Here is a 15,047-nt window from a genome sequence, read left to right as displayed (position 1 = left end):
AAAAAATGCAGAATTATATCTTGACAAACAAAAAATAATGAAATCAAAATTCATGGCAGGTCTGGTGGCAAGCATCATCTGTTTGGTTTTTGTTGTTGTTGATGCCATACTACTCACAGCCTATGTAAATGGTGATTGGGCAGACAGATTAGTAAAAACCATAGCATTTGCTACTATAGGATTATGGGTTATTTTATTTCAATGGCTTAAACCAAAAACCAATTCTGCTGCGGGGCAAAATACTGCTGAAAAAAATCAATCTGATCAAACCAACAACGGACGGAATAGCTATCGGTAGATATCTGGATGAAAAATTTCATTGGGGAGGTTGTTATGCGGCATTTTTATGAAAACCACCTTAATCATATTAACTATTACTCTTTTGACTTCGTGTCAGCAACACGAGTCAACAAGAAATTCTAGTGATAAGCATACACAAGTAGAACTGGACAGTAATCTATCAGTTACTCAACAGGGTGATTCCGTTTCAAATTACAAGGAAGGAAAATTCGTAAAATTTGAATCTAAATATAACTTCTCAACATTTTATGTAAAGGTATTCAAAGGAACCCTCGCTGATCCGGACTTTAGTACAAGTGAATTTTCTAAGGATACAGAATATGTTGAGTTCATTAAAAAAGGCTGCAAGGAAAGTGGAATAAATTTCGGAGGGCATTACACAATAATTGAGAGAGGATGCGGGGCTATGTGTTCACATATCTTTCTTATTGATAGAATTTCAGGCCAAATATTTACGGGTAGTATGCCAAATGGTGGAAGATGGGGCTATTTGTAGGTAGCATCTCAAAAAGTGTGTAAGGCCAAAAGTTATTCTGAAATTTTTTGACCTTTAACAGTCAAAAAAAATTTCGGAAATAACTTTTTGGGTGGCTTTAACACATAATGTATGAAAAAAGAGGAATTATTAACTAAAGAATTTTAAAGCAGTTCAAGACAGGAGATGCCTTTAATAGTTTTATTGAAGAGCTTCAGAAACGAGGCATAGAACAGTTATTAGAAGGTGAAATGGATGCTCACCTTGGTTATGAAAAACATGAAAGATCCGATGGTAAAAATGCCAGAAACGGTCACATAACCAAGCGACTCAAAACCAAAGAAGGCGAAATGGAGGTAAAAGTGCCACGCGATCGCCAGTCAGAATTTAACCCTATTCTGGTTCCAAAACGCAAGAGCATGGTTGAGGGTGTAGAGAATATTATTGTCTCAATGTATGCCAAAGGAATGTCCGTGAGCGATATTGAAGAACAGATTCGAGAGCTCTACAATTTTGATGTGTCAACATCTACAATATCTCGCATTACCGAGCGTGTATTGAGCGATGTGAGTGCCTGGCAAAATCGTGCTCTTGATCCGGTCTATCTCGTAGTTTGGATGGATGGTATTGTTTTCAAGGTTCGAGAAAACTCAAGAGTGGTTGAAAAAACAGTTTACATTGCTATTGGACTTAGTATTGATGGTAAAAAGGAGGTGCTTGGAATGTGGCTTGGAAAAAATGAATCTGCTGCCTTTTGGATGTCCGTACTGACTGACTTGAAAGCCAGAGGCGTAAGAGATATACTCATCACAGCTACCGATAATCTCAAGGGATTTACAGAAACTATCCGTGCTATTTTTCCCGAATCAACAAAACAAATCTGCGTGGTACACCAAATACGAAACTCTTGCAAGTACGTTTCCTACAAAGACAGGAAAGAGTTCTCAGCTGATATGAAACATATTTACAATGCTCCAAACCGTGATGCTGCCGCTATCGCTCTAGATGACCTTGAAAAAAAATGGGGCGGTAAATACGGTTATGCTATTAAAAGTTGGCGCGCCAACTGGGAGGAACTAACTGCGTTTCTTGACTTCCCGGTTGAAATCAGAAAAATTATTTATACAACCAATGTTATTGAAAATCTGAACGGAAAAATCAGAAAGTACACTAAAAATAAACTATCATACCCGACAGACGATGCCGTAATCAAATCCGTTTTTTTAGCAATAAGAGAAGCAACAAAACGATGGACCATGCCCATCAGAAGTTGGGGTGAAATATTAAATCAATTTATGATTATTTTTGGAGAAAGAATTAAACCGTAGCCGGAACTACTTACACACTTTTAGGGATACTGTCTATTTGTACAAAATTGATAGTCGCTTGCTTATTGCAAATTCTGAGACATTTACAGATTCTAGTCTTACTTCCTATTCAGATTATTTCGCGAAGCCAGAACTATATGAATGGAATGAAAAAGAATTCATACTCCTTGAATAAAAGAACAACACACATGGTCACATGCCGCAAACTGTCATGTAATATTAGATATCCAAACTTTTATTGATCTTCAGAATTAGATCGGAATTTTAATAAATCGTTGGATAATATCGTGTAGTTGATTAATTTTAATTCGAGCTTGGGTGAGCTGTAGTACGGAACAATTTTAGCTATACATTAATTATGAAGATATTATTTTTAGTTTCAGTTTTGTCAGCTTTCAATGGAATCTCTCAGAATTGGCAATATCTAACACCAAAATTAGATACGCTGAGCGGAAAATACGGATTCACAGACACAACAAACTCATTCGTCATCAAACCAACTTTCGATGAAGTCCGCAACTTTGTGAGTGAATACACCTCTGTTAGAGTAGATACACTATGGGGAGTAATTGATCAAACCGGTTCATATATTTTTACCCCGAATTTTTCCAAGCTTTCAGTTGTCTATCGAGATCATTTTATAGAGGATGGAAAGAATATGAAATTTAGATCCATTAAAGGAAATATTTTGTATGAATATCTTTTTATTCCGGGACCTTTTGATGAAATGAAAGATTTTCAGAATGATCCAGAATTTGCAACCATGCAAGATTCACAATTAATCATTAGAATCATGCAAATGTATGAAGGTCATGCTCCATGCCATTATTATGAAATGAATAGAATCTTCAATCATGTCGCCATCGGAACATCAAAGTATGGAAAAATGACCATTGATTTTGTTCTGGACAATCCTCAAAAAGTGATTACATGGATAAAAAATGACAAAAAATATGAAACCGATTTTGCAAATGGAAAAATTGACTGTTGTGGTCATGGACCCGTGTGGTATGGGGAGTAAAATAATGTTTAACCCCGCCTGCTTTCCAAAGTTGTTAAGTCCGTATACCGATGCTCTCTTTTAATTCATCAGATATTATATTCCAATTTTACTTATAAATGCATTTTATGTCGATTTTATTACTTCAAAATTGTGATTGGAATTTTAAATAATCCATGAAAAAAATTGGCTTAATTGACTAATTTTGATTTGGCAGCTTCAGGATGAAAAAAGGCATGAATGGGCAGTTATAATTGTAATTCTCATGAAAAACATTGTATGCATTATACTAGCTTTCACAACAAATAGTTGTAATTTTTTCTTGCCAGAAAAAACAAAAAATGAACTTGAGTTTGACAGCCTCGTCAATATTATCAAACCGGAAACCGAATTCTTAAAAAAAAGTTACATGGTTCAAATAGGCGATCTCACTTTGTGCGACTCGTCCCTTATCATACTCGATGACCTTGTTGAATTATCATATCCGAAACTGAAAGAAAAATATAATCTTAAGGACTCCACTCAAGAGCGTGAATTTCTTGATGCAATCGCCATTACAGCTCAAATTGTTACGGCAAAACAAAAACTGGATAAAGGACATGGAAACGAATATTAACACAGAAATTATTACTGCACTTACAAAAAAATAATTCAGTCGGGATAGAAACGTCCTGATTCAGCTGAATAAACAGCATCCCTACTAAAAATCTTTAATAGCAATGCTTGAAAATTTGGTTGAACAGTTTTGCGTTAAAATCTAGTTCAGTATCTTCGATCACTTATGGCGTAAAAAAATAACTTGCCCACTACAAAAAACTTTAAATTAATCAAACAGACAAATGAAAGCAATTAGAATAATGGCACTTGTATTTGTTTTTTATGCAGTTGCCTCTAAAGCAATTTCTTATTTTGCATCACATCAATCAGAATCACAATTAGCAACTAATGGCGTTGAACATTTGCGACAAACAATCTCAAACATGGAATTAAACATTTGTTTGCTCTGGACAATTATTTTCACTTGTAACTTAGCCTTCTTTTCATACGCACTTTATAGAAAATCGGAAAAACTTAAAAATATTTTTGTTTTTTTCACAATACTATTCGCCCTATTAATGAGCATTACGGACAATTTAGAGTACAGCATGTATGTCTCAAAAGTAGTTATTGGAACAGAAATAATAAATTAATAGGTATTCTAACAACAACTAAACAAAATCAATCCTCCAACATCTGTTCGTCTCAGCGTCCAGTTGAAAACCCGCGGTGCGTTCATAAAAACCCCAACCAAAAAAATCACTACAAATAAGTCCCCGTTGCCTGCAGCTTAGGATTCCAGTAAGTAGATTGAATGATATTGGTGATGATTACACCTTTGCTGGTGGAGGCATGAATCATTTCTAACTCAGCACCTTTTTCTGAGGTGACTAAACCAACGTGCGTTATTTTTCCATCTGATCCAAAAAAAACTAAATCAGCTTTTTGCGCATTCTCTATTTTAATTTGTTTTGATTCTGATAACTGACCTGAAGCCGTGCGGGATAAAACAATGTTGAATTTTTTCATCACATAACTGGTGAATCCTGAACAATCAAATCCATTCGCATCAGTACCTGACCAAACATATTTTACACCAATATATTGCTTGGCATAAGTCACAATTTGATTTCTTAAATCACTTGCCTGTATGGTTGTATCTTTTGGTTTGTCATTATTTTTTATTGGTTCTTCATCGGGTCGAGATTTTATTTTACCCAGATCTTCTGCAATAAATATTTTTAGTTTATCTGCTGTGCCAATCAATCCTCTTTCCCTGAAATTCTCTTGCAATTCTTCCAAGTAGGTTTTTAAACTAGCTAGTTCAAAATAATGCGCATACACGTAATCTTTTATCTTTTCATTGTCTGCAAATTCAGCATAAGCCGCTATTGCATCATCAATACCGGTAGGATGTTTTTTAAACCATATTGGATCTTCAGCCAGCCTAAACAAAGCCAACGACCTATAATAGGATGGTAATCCGCTATAATCATACAGGGGATCAGCCAATAATTTATTTGCCTTGCGCAGCACTTTGGCATAATAACCCTGCGCATAAAAAATTTCCAACTGATCAATTTTCCGATCTTGCCCGTTTAGATGAAGCGCAGATAAAATGAATAACAGAGAAAATATTTTTTTCATGTGTGATGATGAAATTGCAGGTTTTTTATGTTTTGAACTCAAAAGATCAAACCATCTTAACCAGTAAAGGTACAAATAAGTTAAGGTCAGGTTTTTTTGTCAAATCTACATTATTTCACATCTCACTGTTAATTCTGCATGGCATACCGCATGATTTGCTAGATTATATTCCGGTAACTTTGATAGTTTGACAGCATCTGGTAATTATTTGTCAGATTGCAAAGATTCTGCAGCATGCTAAAAAATAAAAACTAAACACGAAATGAAATTCTACGTGATAGCCGGAGAAGCATCAGGTGATTTGCATGGTTCAAATCTGATGAAAGCAATGCTTGCCAAAGAGCCGGGAACAGAATTTCGTTTTTGGGGTGGAGATCGCATGGCTGTTATTGCCGGACAACCGGTTAAACACATTCGTGATCTTGCTTTTATGGGATTCATTGAGGTGCTTGCTAACCTCAGAACCATTATGGCAAACATTAAATTATGTAAAACTGATATTCTCAAGTATAAGCCTGATGCAATTATTCTGATTGATTATCCCGGATTTAATTTACGCATTGCTGAATTTGCCAACGAGAACAACATTCCTGTTCACTACTACATCTCTCCGCAGGTGTGGGCATGGAAACAGAACAGAGTGTTTAAAATTCGCAATATCGTAGATGAGATGTATTGCATTCTTCCCTTTGAAAAAGATTTTTATAAAAAGTTTGAAATGGATGTTCATTACGTTGGTCACCCGCTACTTGATGCCATTGAAGAATTTAAAAAATCAGCTTTATCAAAAACTGAATTCACAAGCAAATATCATCTTAGAGATAAAAAGATTTTAGCCTTACTTCCCGGTAGCAGGCGTCAGGAAATTTCAATCAAATTACCCATCATGCTGAAAGCTGCGCAGGCTTTTCCTGAATATGATGTATTGGTTGCCGGTGCTCCAAATATTCCACCTGAATTTTATCAGAAATTGGCTGCTAAACAAATTATTCATCTGATACAAAATGACACTTACAATTTACTGAACAATGCTCATCTTGCCATGGTAACGTCAGGTACTGCCACCCTTGAAACAGCGCTGTTCAAAGTACCGGAAGTTGTATGCTACAAAGGCAGCAATATTTCATATCAAATTGCCAAACGCTTGATCAAGGTGAAATATATTTCGCTGGTAAATTTAATCATGGATAAACTAGTTGTGAAAGAATTGATTCAACACGAACTCAACCCTGAAAACATCATTCACGAATTAAAAAACTTGAAAGATGAGCAACACACAGCATACACCAATTTAATGCAGAATTATGATTCACTTGCTGAGGTATTAGGAGGTGGTGGAGCAAGCAAAAGAACTGCTGAATTGATACTCAATTATACGAAACAATAAATTTATTTGTCACCTGCTGAATGCCTGTAATATTTTTAGAACGATGGATACATGTTGCCCTACTTTTCATCTTCACGGGTGCAGCAGAAATTTCATGCCACGCGCAGAAATTAGATATCGGCATTTTTTATTCTCAAAAACCAAAATCTCTCAGCATCACGTATGGTTCAGGTGCCTATGATTTTTATAATGACTCTTCTTTTATTTTCACAATAGCGAAAGAAGATGTTGTCCATGTTGATATTGTAAACAATCAAATTCAGGTAAAAAAAAATAATACAGAGCATTGGTTAACAAATACACTTTTCATGTATGAGCGGATTGAAAATAGCGATCTCTCATTTCAGTGTCTCAACCCGACAGTCAAAAAATCCAGACGATACATGAATAATTTTGAAATATCATCCACAGCAAACGGAACCTTGCGCATCATAAATAAAGTAGACATTAAAAATTATCTTGCCGGAGTTATTGAAAGTGAAGGTGGCGGCGGTAAGCATCTTGAATATTACAAAGTACAGGCTGTTTTGAGTAGAACCTATGCGCTTGATCATTTGTCTAAACACAGTAAAGATGGTTTTAGTTTATGCGATGATGTGCACTGTCAAGCCTATCACAGTATGATGAGATTTACACCACTCATAAAAACTGCCGTTGATGCAACAGATGGAATTGTAATGATTGATCAGCAATACAATTTGGCTGATGGATATTTTTTTGCCAATTGTGGCGGACAAACCAGTGAATCAGATTTTGTTTGGAACGTATCATTACCCTGGTGCAAAAGTGTACGAGATACTTTTTGTATTCACTCAAAACAAGCGGTGTGGTCAAAAAAAATTCCGGCAGAAAAATGGAAATCGTATTTGAATAAAAATTTTGGATACCCTGTCAACGATTCGTTGATTGGTAATGCTATTTATTATTTTAATCAACCTGTGCGTTATGCATTTTTCTTGTCTCCGCATTTTGGAATTCCGCTGCGTGATTTGAGAGAAGAATTCAAATTAAAGTCTACTTGGTTTTCATGTCATTTGGAAGGTACTGAGCTGGTACTTCAAGGTAAAGGATTTGGTCATGGTGTTGGATTATGTCAAGAAGGAGCCATGCGTATGGCGCAATTTGGATTTTCATTTGAGCAGATTTTAAAATTCTATTTTACCGGAGTAGAATTTTTTGATTACGGTCAACTCAGTTTTTTCAATCAGAAAATTTATTCTGATTATGGATTATAAAAAAAATCCCGCTGAAAAAATCAGCGGGATTAATGAATCACATTTAATCGAAAATTTTATTTCTTCACAAAGCGGCTAGTAAGTACACTTGATTCAGTATACACTTTAATCAGATAAACGCCAGACAATAGTTCAACTACATCTACCGAATTGCTAGTTTGATTTTGACTAACAATCAATTGACCATTCAAAGAATAAATTTCAATGCGCTCAATATTTTTAGCGTCAGTACTAATGGTTAACACATCAACAACCGGGTTAGGATAAACAGAAACAGTTTCCATTTCTTGTTCGCTCACTGAAGCTAAATCAGCCAATTCATAAACAAACAAAGAAACACCTTGACTGATACCACCAATTGAATTCACACCCGGACTGTAGTTGTCAGAAATCCAAAGACCACCGGCTAATCCGGTATTTGGTGCAGTTTGAAGATCAGATTGTGTGTCATGTGTCAACCCGGTTGGATTACCTGACATATCAAATTGAACAAGAGTTGCTCCGGTTCCGGCAGCAGTTTGATCAAATGCCCACAAGTATGGTCCGCTGATTGATACACCATCGTATGCAAGTCCGTAGGTTGTTGTCATACCATGTGTTGCTGCAGATATAGTACTAAGCGTTGCTCCGCTCATGCTAACAGCTGTCCAATCAGTTGCCCAGGTACCTGTCCAAAATCCACCTGCACCACCGTTTAGCGTTGGGTCATAAGTTAAATAACGACAATTGGTGACTGATGTGGTAATTGTGCTGGTAAGCGTTTTGGTTGTTTTATTCACTTTGTAAATAGATGTAGTATTAGCTGCAAGGTACATATCAGTGCCGTCTGAAGTGATGGCTCTTGTTCCTGTAACACCGGCTACTACAAACGTATCAGTAGTTACACCTGAAGCATTAACGGTAAACAAGGAATCATTTCCCCATCTTGCAACCCAAAACTCTGTTCCTGTCCAATAGCAAGCTGCCAAACCGGGTGCAATGGTTGTTGCATCAACATCCAACTGAACATCCCAGAATGCGCGATCACCGCTGAAGGTAACTGTTCCACTTGTTGTTCCCGTTGTGGTAATTCCTGACTCTCCGTTATAGACAGGCGACATTTCATTGTAACTGACTTGAGCAATTCCACAATAAGAGAGTAGAACTGAAACAAAAAGTAAATTTCTTTTCATAGTTTATTTTATTGGTTATAACTCAAAAGTAATGGTTCAATTTGATTTACTGCCAATAACTTGGGAATATTCTCAAATAAAAAAACCGCCCGGACCATCCATCCCAACCTTCTACCTGATTGTTATGGATTGCCCACGGCGGTTTAACGATAATCAAACTCCGGGTTACGCTGATTTCTGAGGATTGATTAGCAGGATATCATTCACCTGTATCTCCGTCACTCGTTTATTCGATCCTGTATTATCCCTGAAAATGCGATTCACCAGTTTTCCATCCACTGCCAGCAGCTGTCCCTTCTTCACAAACTTCTCCACTAGTTCAGCTTTCACTCCCCACGCAATGACATGATGCCATTGTGTCTTAACTGATTTTCCACTCGGTTCAATCACCGTCTCGTTTGTAGCCAATGAAAATTTTGCAAGTTTAACTCCGTTGTCAAATGTTTTTATCACCGGGGTAATGCCTGTTCTTCCAATCAGGTTGACTGTATTTTGTAATGTATTCATCGTTTTCTGTTTTTTGTGTAGTTAACTATTACTTCTTTTTACGCCTGATTCATTTTTGACTTCATCAACATCAACATCTTTTGAATTTTCACTTCGGTACGTGAAATTTTTTCGCCTTCTTTATTTTCGTAACTGCGATTCATCAATTTTCCTTCAACCGTGATTTTCTGACCCGGTTTAAAATATTGCTCAACAATTTCTGCTTGTCTTCCCCATGCTACCAAGTTATGCCATTGCGTTTCTGTTTGACGTTCTCCTTTAGAATCTGTAAAAAATTCTTTGGTAGCCAGACTGAACACAGCCATTTTTTTGCCCGTGTTGGTAGTAATGATTTTTGGAGCTTTACCAATGTTGCCTACTAATTGTACGTTGTTTCTTAGATTGTTCATATACGTTATTTTTTATCGTGTTTGTATTATTTATTTTTCAATTTGAATTAATCATTTCTTGTTCCAACCAAGGCCAGGTAGGACGCGGAAATCCTTTTCATTATTATTCTCCGCGCCCTGACCGCCTTGTCACCTATGCGCTTTTTTTCCCAATCAACAAGAACTCGTGCGCCACAATCTCCGTCTTCGTTCTTTTCTCCCCGTCTTTGCCTTCATAAGTGCGTGTTACCAATTTTCCTTCAATCGCAATCTCCTGCCCTTTGGTAACATATTTTTCAATTGTCTCAACCTGCTTACCCCATACAGTTACATGATGCCATTGTGTGTTTTCTACTCGCTCGCCTTTAGCATTCTTATGGTACTCATGTGTCGCAAGATTGAATTTTGCCATTTTGTTTCCATTCTCGAATGTGAGAATTTCAGGTGCCTGTCCCAGGTTTCCGATCAATTGTACTTTGTTTCTTAAATTGTTCATACGTGTTTGTTTGTTTTTCCACCGCATCTCCGCTAGTGGCATTTGGTTAATACTAATTTGTTTTTTATTTCTGTCGCTATTTGTTTGATTCGACGAGGCAAAGGAATGACGACTCAAAAATCATATCCGTCTATATGTCGTTTGTTGTCGGTTATTTTACATTTGTATTCGTTTACACTTGTTTTATTAGTTGATTTTGTGTCATTTATAAAATTTAAGAGAACGTAAATAAATTACGATGTTTTTGCAGTTATAGGTATATATCTAGCCATAAATTGAAGTACCGATTCAAAAAATGTGGTTGCAAAATCAAAAAATTGTCATTCAATTTTGAAATCTGATAACACGATTTCATTTGCAGTAAATAAAAGACAATAGCTCAAGCCCAATAAAATTAGTACAAAGAGACTTCTTCATTTTTCACATCACATGGATTTTGCATTTATCATTTCTTAGGATTATTTAAAAAATTTCTTTTCTTATTGAATAAATAAAACCTCTTCATTTAAAACGTTATACCAATTGTATTATATTAACAATCAACACAAAAGAGTCAATGAAGCTGTATTAGAACTCTTGCTAAATAGATTACCACAACGTAACTTGCGTATGTATTAAATAAAAAATCTATGATCAGAAAAACTACTTCTTACTTATGTCTTACTTTAATTTGCGCAATAACAAGTCTGACGACTCGTGCGCAGATTACTGAGAATTTTGACTTGATCACCACCTTAACCGGATCAGGCTGGTTCATGCAAAACAACAGTGTACCGGGTTCAACAAATTGGTTTCAAGGAAACGGAACCGTATTTGCTGCATACAACGGCGCATCAGATTCATATATTGGTGCAAACTTCAATAATACCACCGGTGCAAATGATATCAGCAATTGGTTGGTAACACCAAACGTGACAATTAAAAACGGTGATGTAATTACCTTTTATACACGCGCAAGTCCTGATAATATGTGGGCGGATAATTTGCAAGTACGCATGTCAACCAACGGAGCAAGCACCAATGTTGGAACCGGCGCTTCAGCTGTTGGTGATTTTACAACACTCTTACTTGAAATTAATCCAACACTGGCATTGGGAGTTTATCCCTATACTAGTTGGCAACAATATTCAATCACCATTTCAGGATTATCAGCACCAACATCCGGCCGTTTTGCTTTTAGATATTATGTGCCAAATGGTGGCCCGTCCGGCGCTAACTCGGATTATATTGGTATTGATAATTTTGTTTATACTCCGTATGTATGTCCAACACTCACTGTTGGTCCGGCTTCATTACCTAACGGAACAGCAGGTGTATTATACAATCAAACCATGACACAAACCGGTGCATTGGGTTCTCCTACTTATACTGTAACTTCAGGAACATTGCCTCCGGGACTTACTTTATCTACCGGTGGAACATTATCAGGTACACCAACCGGAACAGGCACGTACAATTTTACAATTAGTGTATCTGACAACAGCGGATGCAGTGGAAGTTTGGCGTATACACTCACTATTGATTGTCCAACCAATGGTGCAACTCTTGCTGCATTTCCAAATCTTTGTGATAACGATGGAAATTATGCCATGACAGAAGGATCTCCATCAGGCGGAACCTATTCAGGTACCGGGGTAACCGGAACCGCATTTGACCCATCATCAGGAACACAACTTATCACCTATACACTGGTTGATGTGTATGGATGTACACAAATTGCAACCGGAACCATTACGGTAAACACAGCACCAACTGTTACACTTGCCGCATTTAGCAATGTGTGTGAAGATGCAGCAGCCGTTACTTTAACAGGCGGATCACCAGCCGGTGGAACTTATTCAGGTACCGGTGTATCAGCCGGAATGTTTAACCCAACAACGCAAGGAACATTTTCCATTACCTATGATTATACCGATGCAAACAACTGCTCTAATTCAGCCACAGCAGATATCAACGTGGTTAGTTGTTTAGGTATTGATGAAAACTCAAATCCTGCCGGCATTACTTGCTATCCAAATCCAACGCAATCAAATATCAATTTACAATTTTCACAAGAAAAAAATGCAACTGTACAAATTAAAATATACAGTGCCGATGGTAAAATAGTTTTCACAGAAAATCTTACCAACTTCTCAGGAATGTATAATAGAACAATAGATTTTTCACAACTTGAATCAGGAGTTTATTTTGCAGAAATTCTCATTGATGAACAAGTGAATTTGTTGCAAATAGTAAGACAATAAGAATTAATAATTTGATAAAGAAGCCATCCAACCGGGTGGCTTTTTTTATTTCTGACAAGATCAAAATAAAAGAATCATTTTTTATCGTAATATTGCAATATTGTATTTACAATAAATAAGCGATGGGTATAAGTAAAACAGATCATTTTTCAGAGAAGCAAAATGAAATTGCAAATTTGGCAAAAGCAATGGGACATCCGGCCAGAGTTGCCATTGTTGAATATTTGCTCAAAGTAGATTCATGCATTTGTGGTGATATTGTCAATGAATTACCCTTGGCACAAGCTACCATCTCACAGCATTTGAAAGAACTCAAAACAGCGGGCATCATCAAAGGTTCAATTGATGGAAATGCCATTTGTTATTGTCTGAATGAAAAAATAATTACAAAACTTGAAAAATATTTTTCAGGCATTGGAGAACGATTAGAAAAGAAAAAAACTTGTTGTTAACCTACCTTGTTGATGATGTATCCACCATTAATTAATTTGATTAAATCACTTGAAAATTCATTTGATCAAATACCCGATGAACGAAAAAATAGCTTGCAAAAATTAGCCGCATTCATTTCAGAAAAATTAGTAAAAAATGAAATTCCATCAATCATGTATATCTGCATTCATAATTCAAGACGAAGCCATTTTGGACAGATAGCCGGATTAGTTGCTGCATCATATTATCACATAAAAGTTCAAACTTTTTCAGGCGGAACTGTGGCAACAGCTTTTCATGAAAATGCTATTCAGGCATTGCAAGATTTTGAATTCAAGATTGAAAAAATTAATAAGCAAGAGAATGCAGAATACGCAGTATATCTTGGTGAACAAATAAAAACAATTTGTTTTTCAAAAACATTTGATCATCCGCTCAACCCGGCATCAGGCTTTGCTGCCGTAATGACCTGCAGTGAAGCAGAAACTGATTGCCCATTCATTCCATCAGCAGAAATAAAAATTGCTACACCGTATGATGATCCAAAAATTTCAGATGGCAGTGGAACAGAAAAAGTAGTTTATCAAGATCGCTTCAAAGAAATTTTACGAGATAATTTGTATGTCTTTTCACTGATCAAAAAATAAACACCATGTCATCATCATTCACAAAAAAATATCTGGCAGAATTTATTGGTACATTCACCATGGTATTTTGCGGAACAGGAGCCATTGTAATTGATCAACACACCGGTGGAATTATTGGCAACTCAGGCATTGCCGCCACATTTGGTTTGGTAGTAATGGCTATGATTTATTCCATTGGTTCAGTCTCAGGTGCACACATGAATCCCGCAGTGACTATTGCATTTTATCTTGCTAAAAAATTTAGTGCAAAAGAAATTCCGGCTTATATTGTTGCACAAATTTCAGGTGCAATTTTAGCAAGTATTGTTTTGCATGTATTATTTCCTGAGAATAAATTTTTAGGTTCAACTATGCCATCAGGTGATTGGTCACAATCATTCATACTTGAATTTTTACTTACATTTTTTCTGATGTTCGTAATCATGAGCGTTGCCCATGGATCAAAAGAAGAGGGTTTATTTGCAGGAGTAGCCATTGGATCAGTAGTGATGTTAGAAGCCATGTTTGCCGGACCCGTTTGTGGTGCCAGCATGAATCCTGCCCGATCACTTGCACCGGCACTCATCTCAGGAGAGTTCAACCATTTGTGGATTTATTTAACCGCACCTTTTCTCGGGGCCGTTTGTGGAATGTATGTTTGGAGGTTTATAAAAAACTAATCACTCTCTCCCCTCCTCCACTCTTTGAAGCATTGTTTTTGTGTATTCTATATCCCAAGTGAGTGAAAGATAATTTTCATCTACTGTGAATTTTATCATGGGCTCTGTCTTAAGAAATTTCAATTTTTGGCGAGGTGCTTTTTTGAATAAACTCACTTCCATTTTTTGACTGAGTGTATTATTTTCAGGCAGTCCACTAAAATAATCAGGTGCCACCCGGGTGTCAATCCATGCTAATTTGCTGACATAACCACGACACATAAAACGCACTACATACTGTTGATTAAATTCCAACTTAATTTGAGAAATTTGACCTGAGGAATCAGCACTATATTTTTTAGGATTGGCCCCCTCTGCATTAATTTCAATATGTGCATTCTGAAGCTGACTTGAATAATCTTCACTAAATATTTTCACTGATATTATTACCTCGTTCGCATCAGAAGGAAGCACAAACATCCATAAAAAAAATGCGAATAAAACTGATCTTAAAATCATACTAATAAAGAGAATTAATTTTTATGATTAAAAAGAGAATCATCTTGTACCAAAATTTCATTGTCTAAGATAATTTAATTCACCCCATTTTAGTACACCACGATATTAATAATTTT

General features: G+C 36.3%; 18 protein-coding genes. 12 read left to right on the top strand and 6 right to left on the bottom strand.

Annotation, left to right across the window (positions count from 1 at the left end; all coding sequences use genetic code 11):
- Positions 1-37: 37 nt before the first annotated feature.
- The 6 genes from IPH66_14425 to IPH66_14400 all read left to right on the top strand — a co-directional run bounded on the left by IPH66_14425 (position 38) and on the right by IPH66_14400 (position 4,293).
- Positions 38-298, top strand: coding sequence for a hypothetical protein (locus tag IPH66_14425; protein MBK7130537.1), 261 nt, complete (start codon positions 38-40; stop codon positions 296-298).
- Positions 299-346: 48 nt separating this feature from the next.
- Positions 347-796 (top strand): hypothetical protein, encoded by a 450-nt coding sequence (locus IPH66_14420; protein ID MBK7130536.1) that lies wholly within the window; start codon positions 347-349, stop codon positions 794-796.
- A gap of 140 nt (positions 797-936) precedes the next feature.
- Positions 937-2,103, top strand: a complete 1,167-nt coding sequence (locus IPH66_14415; protein MBK7130535.1) for an IS256 family transposase — start codon at positions 937-939, stop codon at positions 2,101-2,103.
- 358 nt (positions 2,104-2,461) lie between these two features.
- A complete protein-coding gene (locus IPH66_14410; GenBank protein MBK7130534.1) occupies positions 2,462-3,124 on the top strand; it encodes a WG repeat-containing protein in 663 nt (220 codons plus the stop codon).
- Positions 3,125-3,368: 244 nt separating this feature from the next.
- Positions 3,369-3,719 carry a hypothetical protein gene (locus tag IPH66_14405; GenBank protein ID MBK7130533.1) on the top strand — a complete coding sequence of 117 codons (351 nt, stop codon included), beginning with the start codon at positions 3,369-3,371 and terminating at the stop codon, positions 3,717-3,719.
- A gap of 223 nt (positions 3,720-3,942) precedes the next feature.
- On the top strand, positions 3,943-4,293 hold the full coding sequence (locus IPH66_14400; GenBank protein MBK7130532.1) for a hypothetical protein: 351 nt from the start codon (positions 3,943-3,945) through the stop codon (positions 4,291-4,293).
- A gap of 109 nt (positions 4,294-4,402) precedes the next feature.
- Here the strand turns inward: IPH66_14400 and IPH66_14395 are convergent, their stop codons facing one another.
- Positions 4,403-5,287 carry a C40 family peptidase gene (locus tag IPH66_14395; GenBank protein MBK7130531.1) on the bottom strand — a complete coding sequence of 295 codons (885 nt, stop codon included), beginning with the start codon at positions 5,285-5,287 and terminating at the stop codon, positions 4,403-4,405.
- Between the two features lie 262 nt (positions 5,288-5,549).
- On the opposite strand from IPH66_14395, the gene lpxB reads away from it, so the two are divergent.
- Both lpxB and IPH66_14385 read left to right on the top strand, forming a co-directional pair.
- Complete coding sequence (gene lpxB, locus IPH66_14390; GenBank protein MBK7130530.1) at positions 5,550-6,674, top strand: lipid-A-disaccharide synthase; 1,125 nt, start codon at positions 5,550-5,552, stop codon at positions 6,672-6,674.
- Between the two features lie 20 nt (positions 6,675-6,694).
- A complete protein-coding gene (locus IPH66_14385; GenBank protein ID MBK7130529.1) occupies positions 6,695-7,909 on the top strand; it encodes a SpoIID/LytB domain-containing protein in 1,215 nt (404 codons plus the stop codon).
- A 56-nt stretch (positions 7,910-7,965) separates the two neighbouring features.
- Here the strand turns inward: IPH66_14385 and IPH66_14380 are convergent, their stop codons facing one another.
- From IPH66_14380 to IPH66_14365, 4 genes are all read right to left on the bottom strand, one after another.
- Entirely contained in the window at positions 7,966-9,081 is a 1,116-nt protein-coding gene (locus IPH66_14380; GenBank protein MBK7130528.1) for a T9SS type A sorting domain-containing protein, read from the bottom strand.
- Between the two features lie 165 nt (positions 9,082-9,246).
- Positions 9,247-9,588, bottom strand: coding sequence for a single-stranded DNA-binding protein (locus IPH66_14375; GenBank protein MBK7130527.1), 342 nt, complete (start codon positions 9,586-9,588; stop codon positions 9,247-9,249).
- A gap of 38 nt (positions 9,589-9,626) precedes the next feature.
- Positions 9,627-9,977 carry a single-stranded DNA-binding protein gene (locus IPH66_14370; protein MBK7130526.1) on the bottom strand — a complete coding sequence of 117 codons (351 nt, stop codon included), beginning with the start codon at positions 9,975-9,977 and terminating at the stop codon, positions 9,627-9,629.
- Positions 9,978-10,110: 133 nt separating this feature from the next.
- On the bottom strand, positions 10,111-10,452 hold the full coding sequence (locus tag IPH66_14365; protein MBK7130525.1) for a single-stranded DNA-binding protein: 342 nt from the start codon (positions 10,450-10,452) through the stop codon (positions 10,111-10,113).
- A gap of 629 nt (positions 10,453-11,081) precedes the next feature.
- Here IPH66_14365 and IPH66_14360 point away from each other — a divergent pair.
- The 4 genes from IPH66_14360 to IPH66_14345 all read left to right on the top strand — a co-directional run bounded on the left by IPH66_14360 (position 11,082) and on the right by IPH66_14345 (position 14,433).
- Entirely contained in the window at positions 11,082-12,695 is a 1,614-nt protein-coding gene (locus IPH66_14360; protein MBK7130524.1) for a choice-of-anchor J domain-containing protein, read from the top strand.
- 122 nt (positions 12,696-12,817) lie between these two features.
- Positions 12,818-13,147, top strand: a complete 330-nt coding sequence (locus IPH66_14355) for a winged helix-turn-helix transcriptional regulator (GenBank protein ID MBK7130523.1) — start codon at positions 12,818-12,820, stop codon at positions 13,145-13,147.
- 12 nt (positions 13,148-13,159) lie between these two features.
- Complete coding sequence (locus IPH66_14350; protein ID MBK7130522.1) at positions 13,160-13,774, top strand: protein-tyrosine-phosphatase; 615 nt, start codon at positions 13,160-13,162, stop codon at positions 13,772-13,774.
- A gap of 5 nt (positions 13,775-13,779) precedes the next feature.
- Complete coding sequence (locus IPH66_14345) at positions 13,780-14,433, top strand: MIP family channel protein (GenBank protein MBK7130521.1); 654 nt, start codon at positions 13,780-13,782, stop codon at positions 14,431-14,433.
- Here IPH66_14345 and IPH66_14340 read toward each other — a convergent pair whose 3' ends face one another.
- Complete coding sequence (locus tag IPH66_14340) at positions 14,434-14,931, bottom strand: hypothetical protein (protein MBK7130520.1); 498 nt, start codon at positions 14,929-14,931, stop codon at positions 14,434-14,436.
- Positions 14,932-15,047 lie beyond the last annotated feature (116 nt).

The sequence above is a fragment of the Crocinitomicaceae bacterium genome, assembly GCA_016708105.1.
In the GTDB taxonomy this organism is placed as follows: Bacteria; Bacteroidota; Bacteroidia; order Flavobacteriales_D; family Crocinitomicaceae; genus JADJGJ01.
Note: the sequence above shows the minus strand (reverse complement) of the source record. Positions and strands in the feature narration are given on the sequence as shown.

Excerpts from the sequence above, each read along its gene's own strand:
- lpxB (MBK7130530.1), top strand. The coding sequence starts at position 5,550 with ATGAAATTCTACGTGATAGCCGGAGAAGCATCAGGTGATTTGCATGGT.
- IPH66_14380 (MBK7130528.1), bottom strand. The coding sequence starts at position 9,081 with ATGAAAAGAAATTTACTTTTTGTTTCAGTTCTACTCTCTTATTGTGGA.
- IPH66_14425 (MBK7130537.1), top strand. The coding sequence starts at position 38 with ATGAAATCAAAATTCATGGCAGGTCTGGTGGCAAGCATCATCTGTTTG.
- IPH66_14340 (MBK7130520.1), bottom strand. The coding sequence starts at position 14,931 with ATGATTTTAAGATCAGTTTTATTCGCATTTTTTTTATGGATGTTTGTG.
- IPH66_14405 (MBK7130533.1), top strand. The coding sequence starts at position 3,369 with ATGAAAAACATTGTATGCATTATACTAGCTTTCACAACAAATAGTTGT.
- IPH66_14400 (MBK7130532.1), top strand. The coding sequence starts at position 3,943 with ATGAAAGCAATTAGAATAATGGCACTTGTATTTGTTTTTTATGCAGTT.
- IPH66_14370 (MBK7130526.1), bottom strand. The coding sequence starts at position 9,977 with ATGAACAATCTAAGAAACAACGTACAATTAGTAGGCAACATTGGTAAA.
- IPH66_14375 (MBK7130527.1), bottom strand. The coding sequence starts at position 9,588 with ATGAATACATTACAAAATACAGTCAACCTGATTGGAAGAACAGGCATT.
- IPH66_14350 (MBK7130522.1), top strand. The coding sequence starts at position 13,160 with ATGATGTATCCACCATTAATTAATTTGATTAAATCACTTGAAAATTCA.
- IPH66_14355 (MBK7130523.1), top strand. The coding sequence starts at position 12,818 with ATGGGTATAAGTAAAACAGATCATTTTTCAGAGAAGCAAAATGAAATT.
- IPH66_14420 (MBK7130536.1), top strand. The coding sequence starts at position 347 with ATGAAAACCACCTTAATCATATTAACTATTACTCTTTTGACTTCGTGT.
- IPH66_14365 (MBK7130525.1), bottom strand. The coding sequence starts at position 10,452 with ATGAACAATTTAAGAAACAAAGTACAATTGATCGGAAACCTGGGACAG.
- IPH66_14410 (MBK7130534.1), top strand. The coding sequence starts at position 2,462 with ATGAAGATATTATTTTTAGTTTCAGTTTTGTCAGCTTTCAATGGAATC.
- IPH66_14385 (MBK7130529.1), top strand. The coding sequence starts at position 6,695 with ATGCCTGTAATATTTTTAGAACGATGGATACATGTTGCCCTACTTTTC.
- IPH66_14395 (MBK7130531.1), bottom strand. The coding sequence starts at position 5,287 with ATGAAAAAAATATTTTCTCTGTTATTCATTTTATCTGCGCTTCATCTA.
- IPH66_14345 (MBK7130521.1), top strand. The coding sequence starts at position 13,780 with ATGTCATCATCATTCACAAAAAAATATCTGGCAGAATTTATTGGTACA.
- IPH66_14360 (MBK7130524.1), top strand. The coding sequence starts at position 11,082 with ATGATCAGAAAAACTACTTCTTACTTATGTCTTACTTTAATTTGCGCA.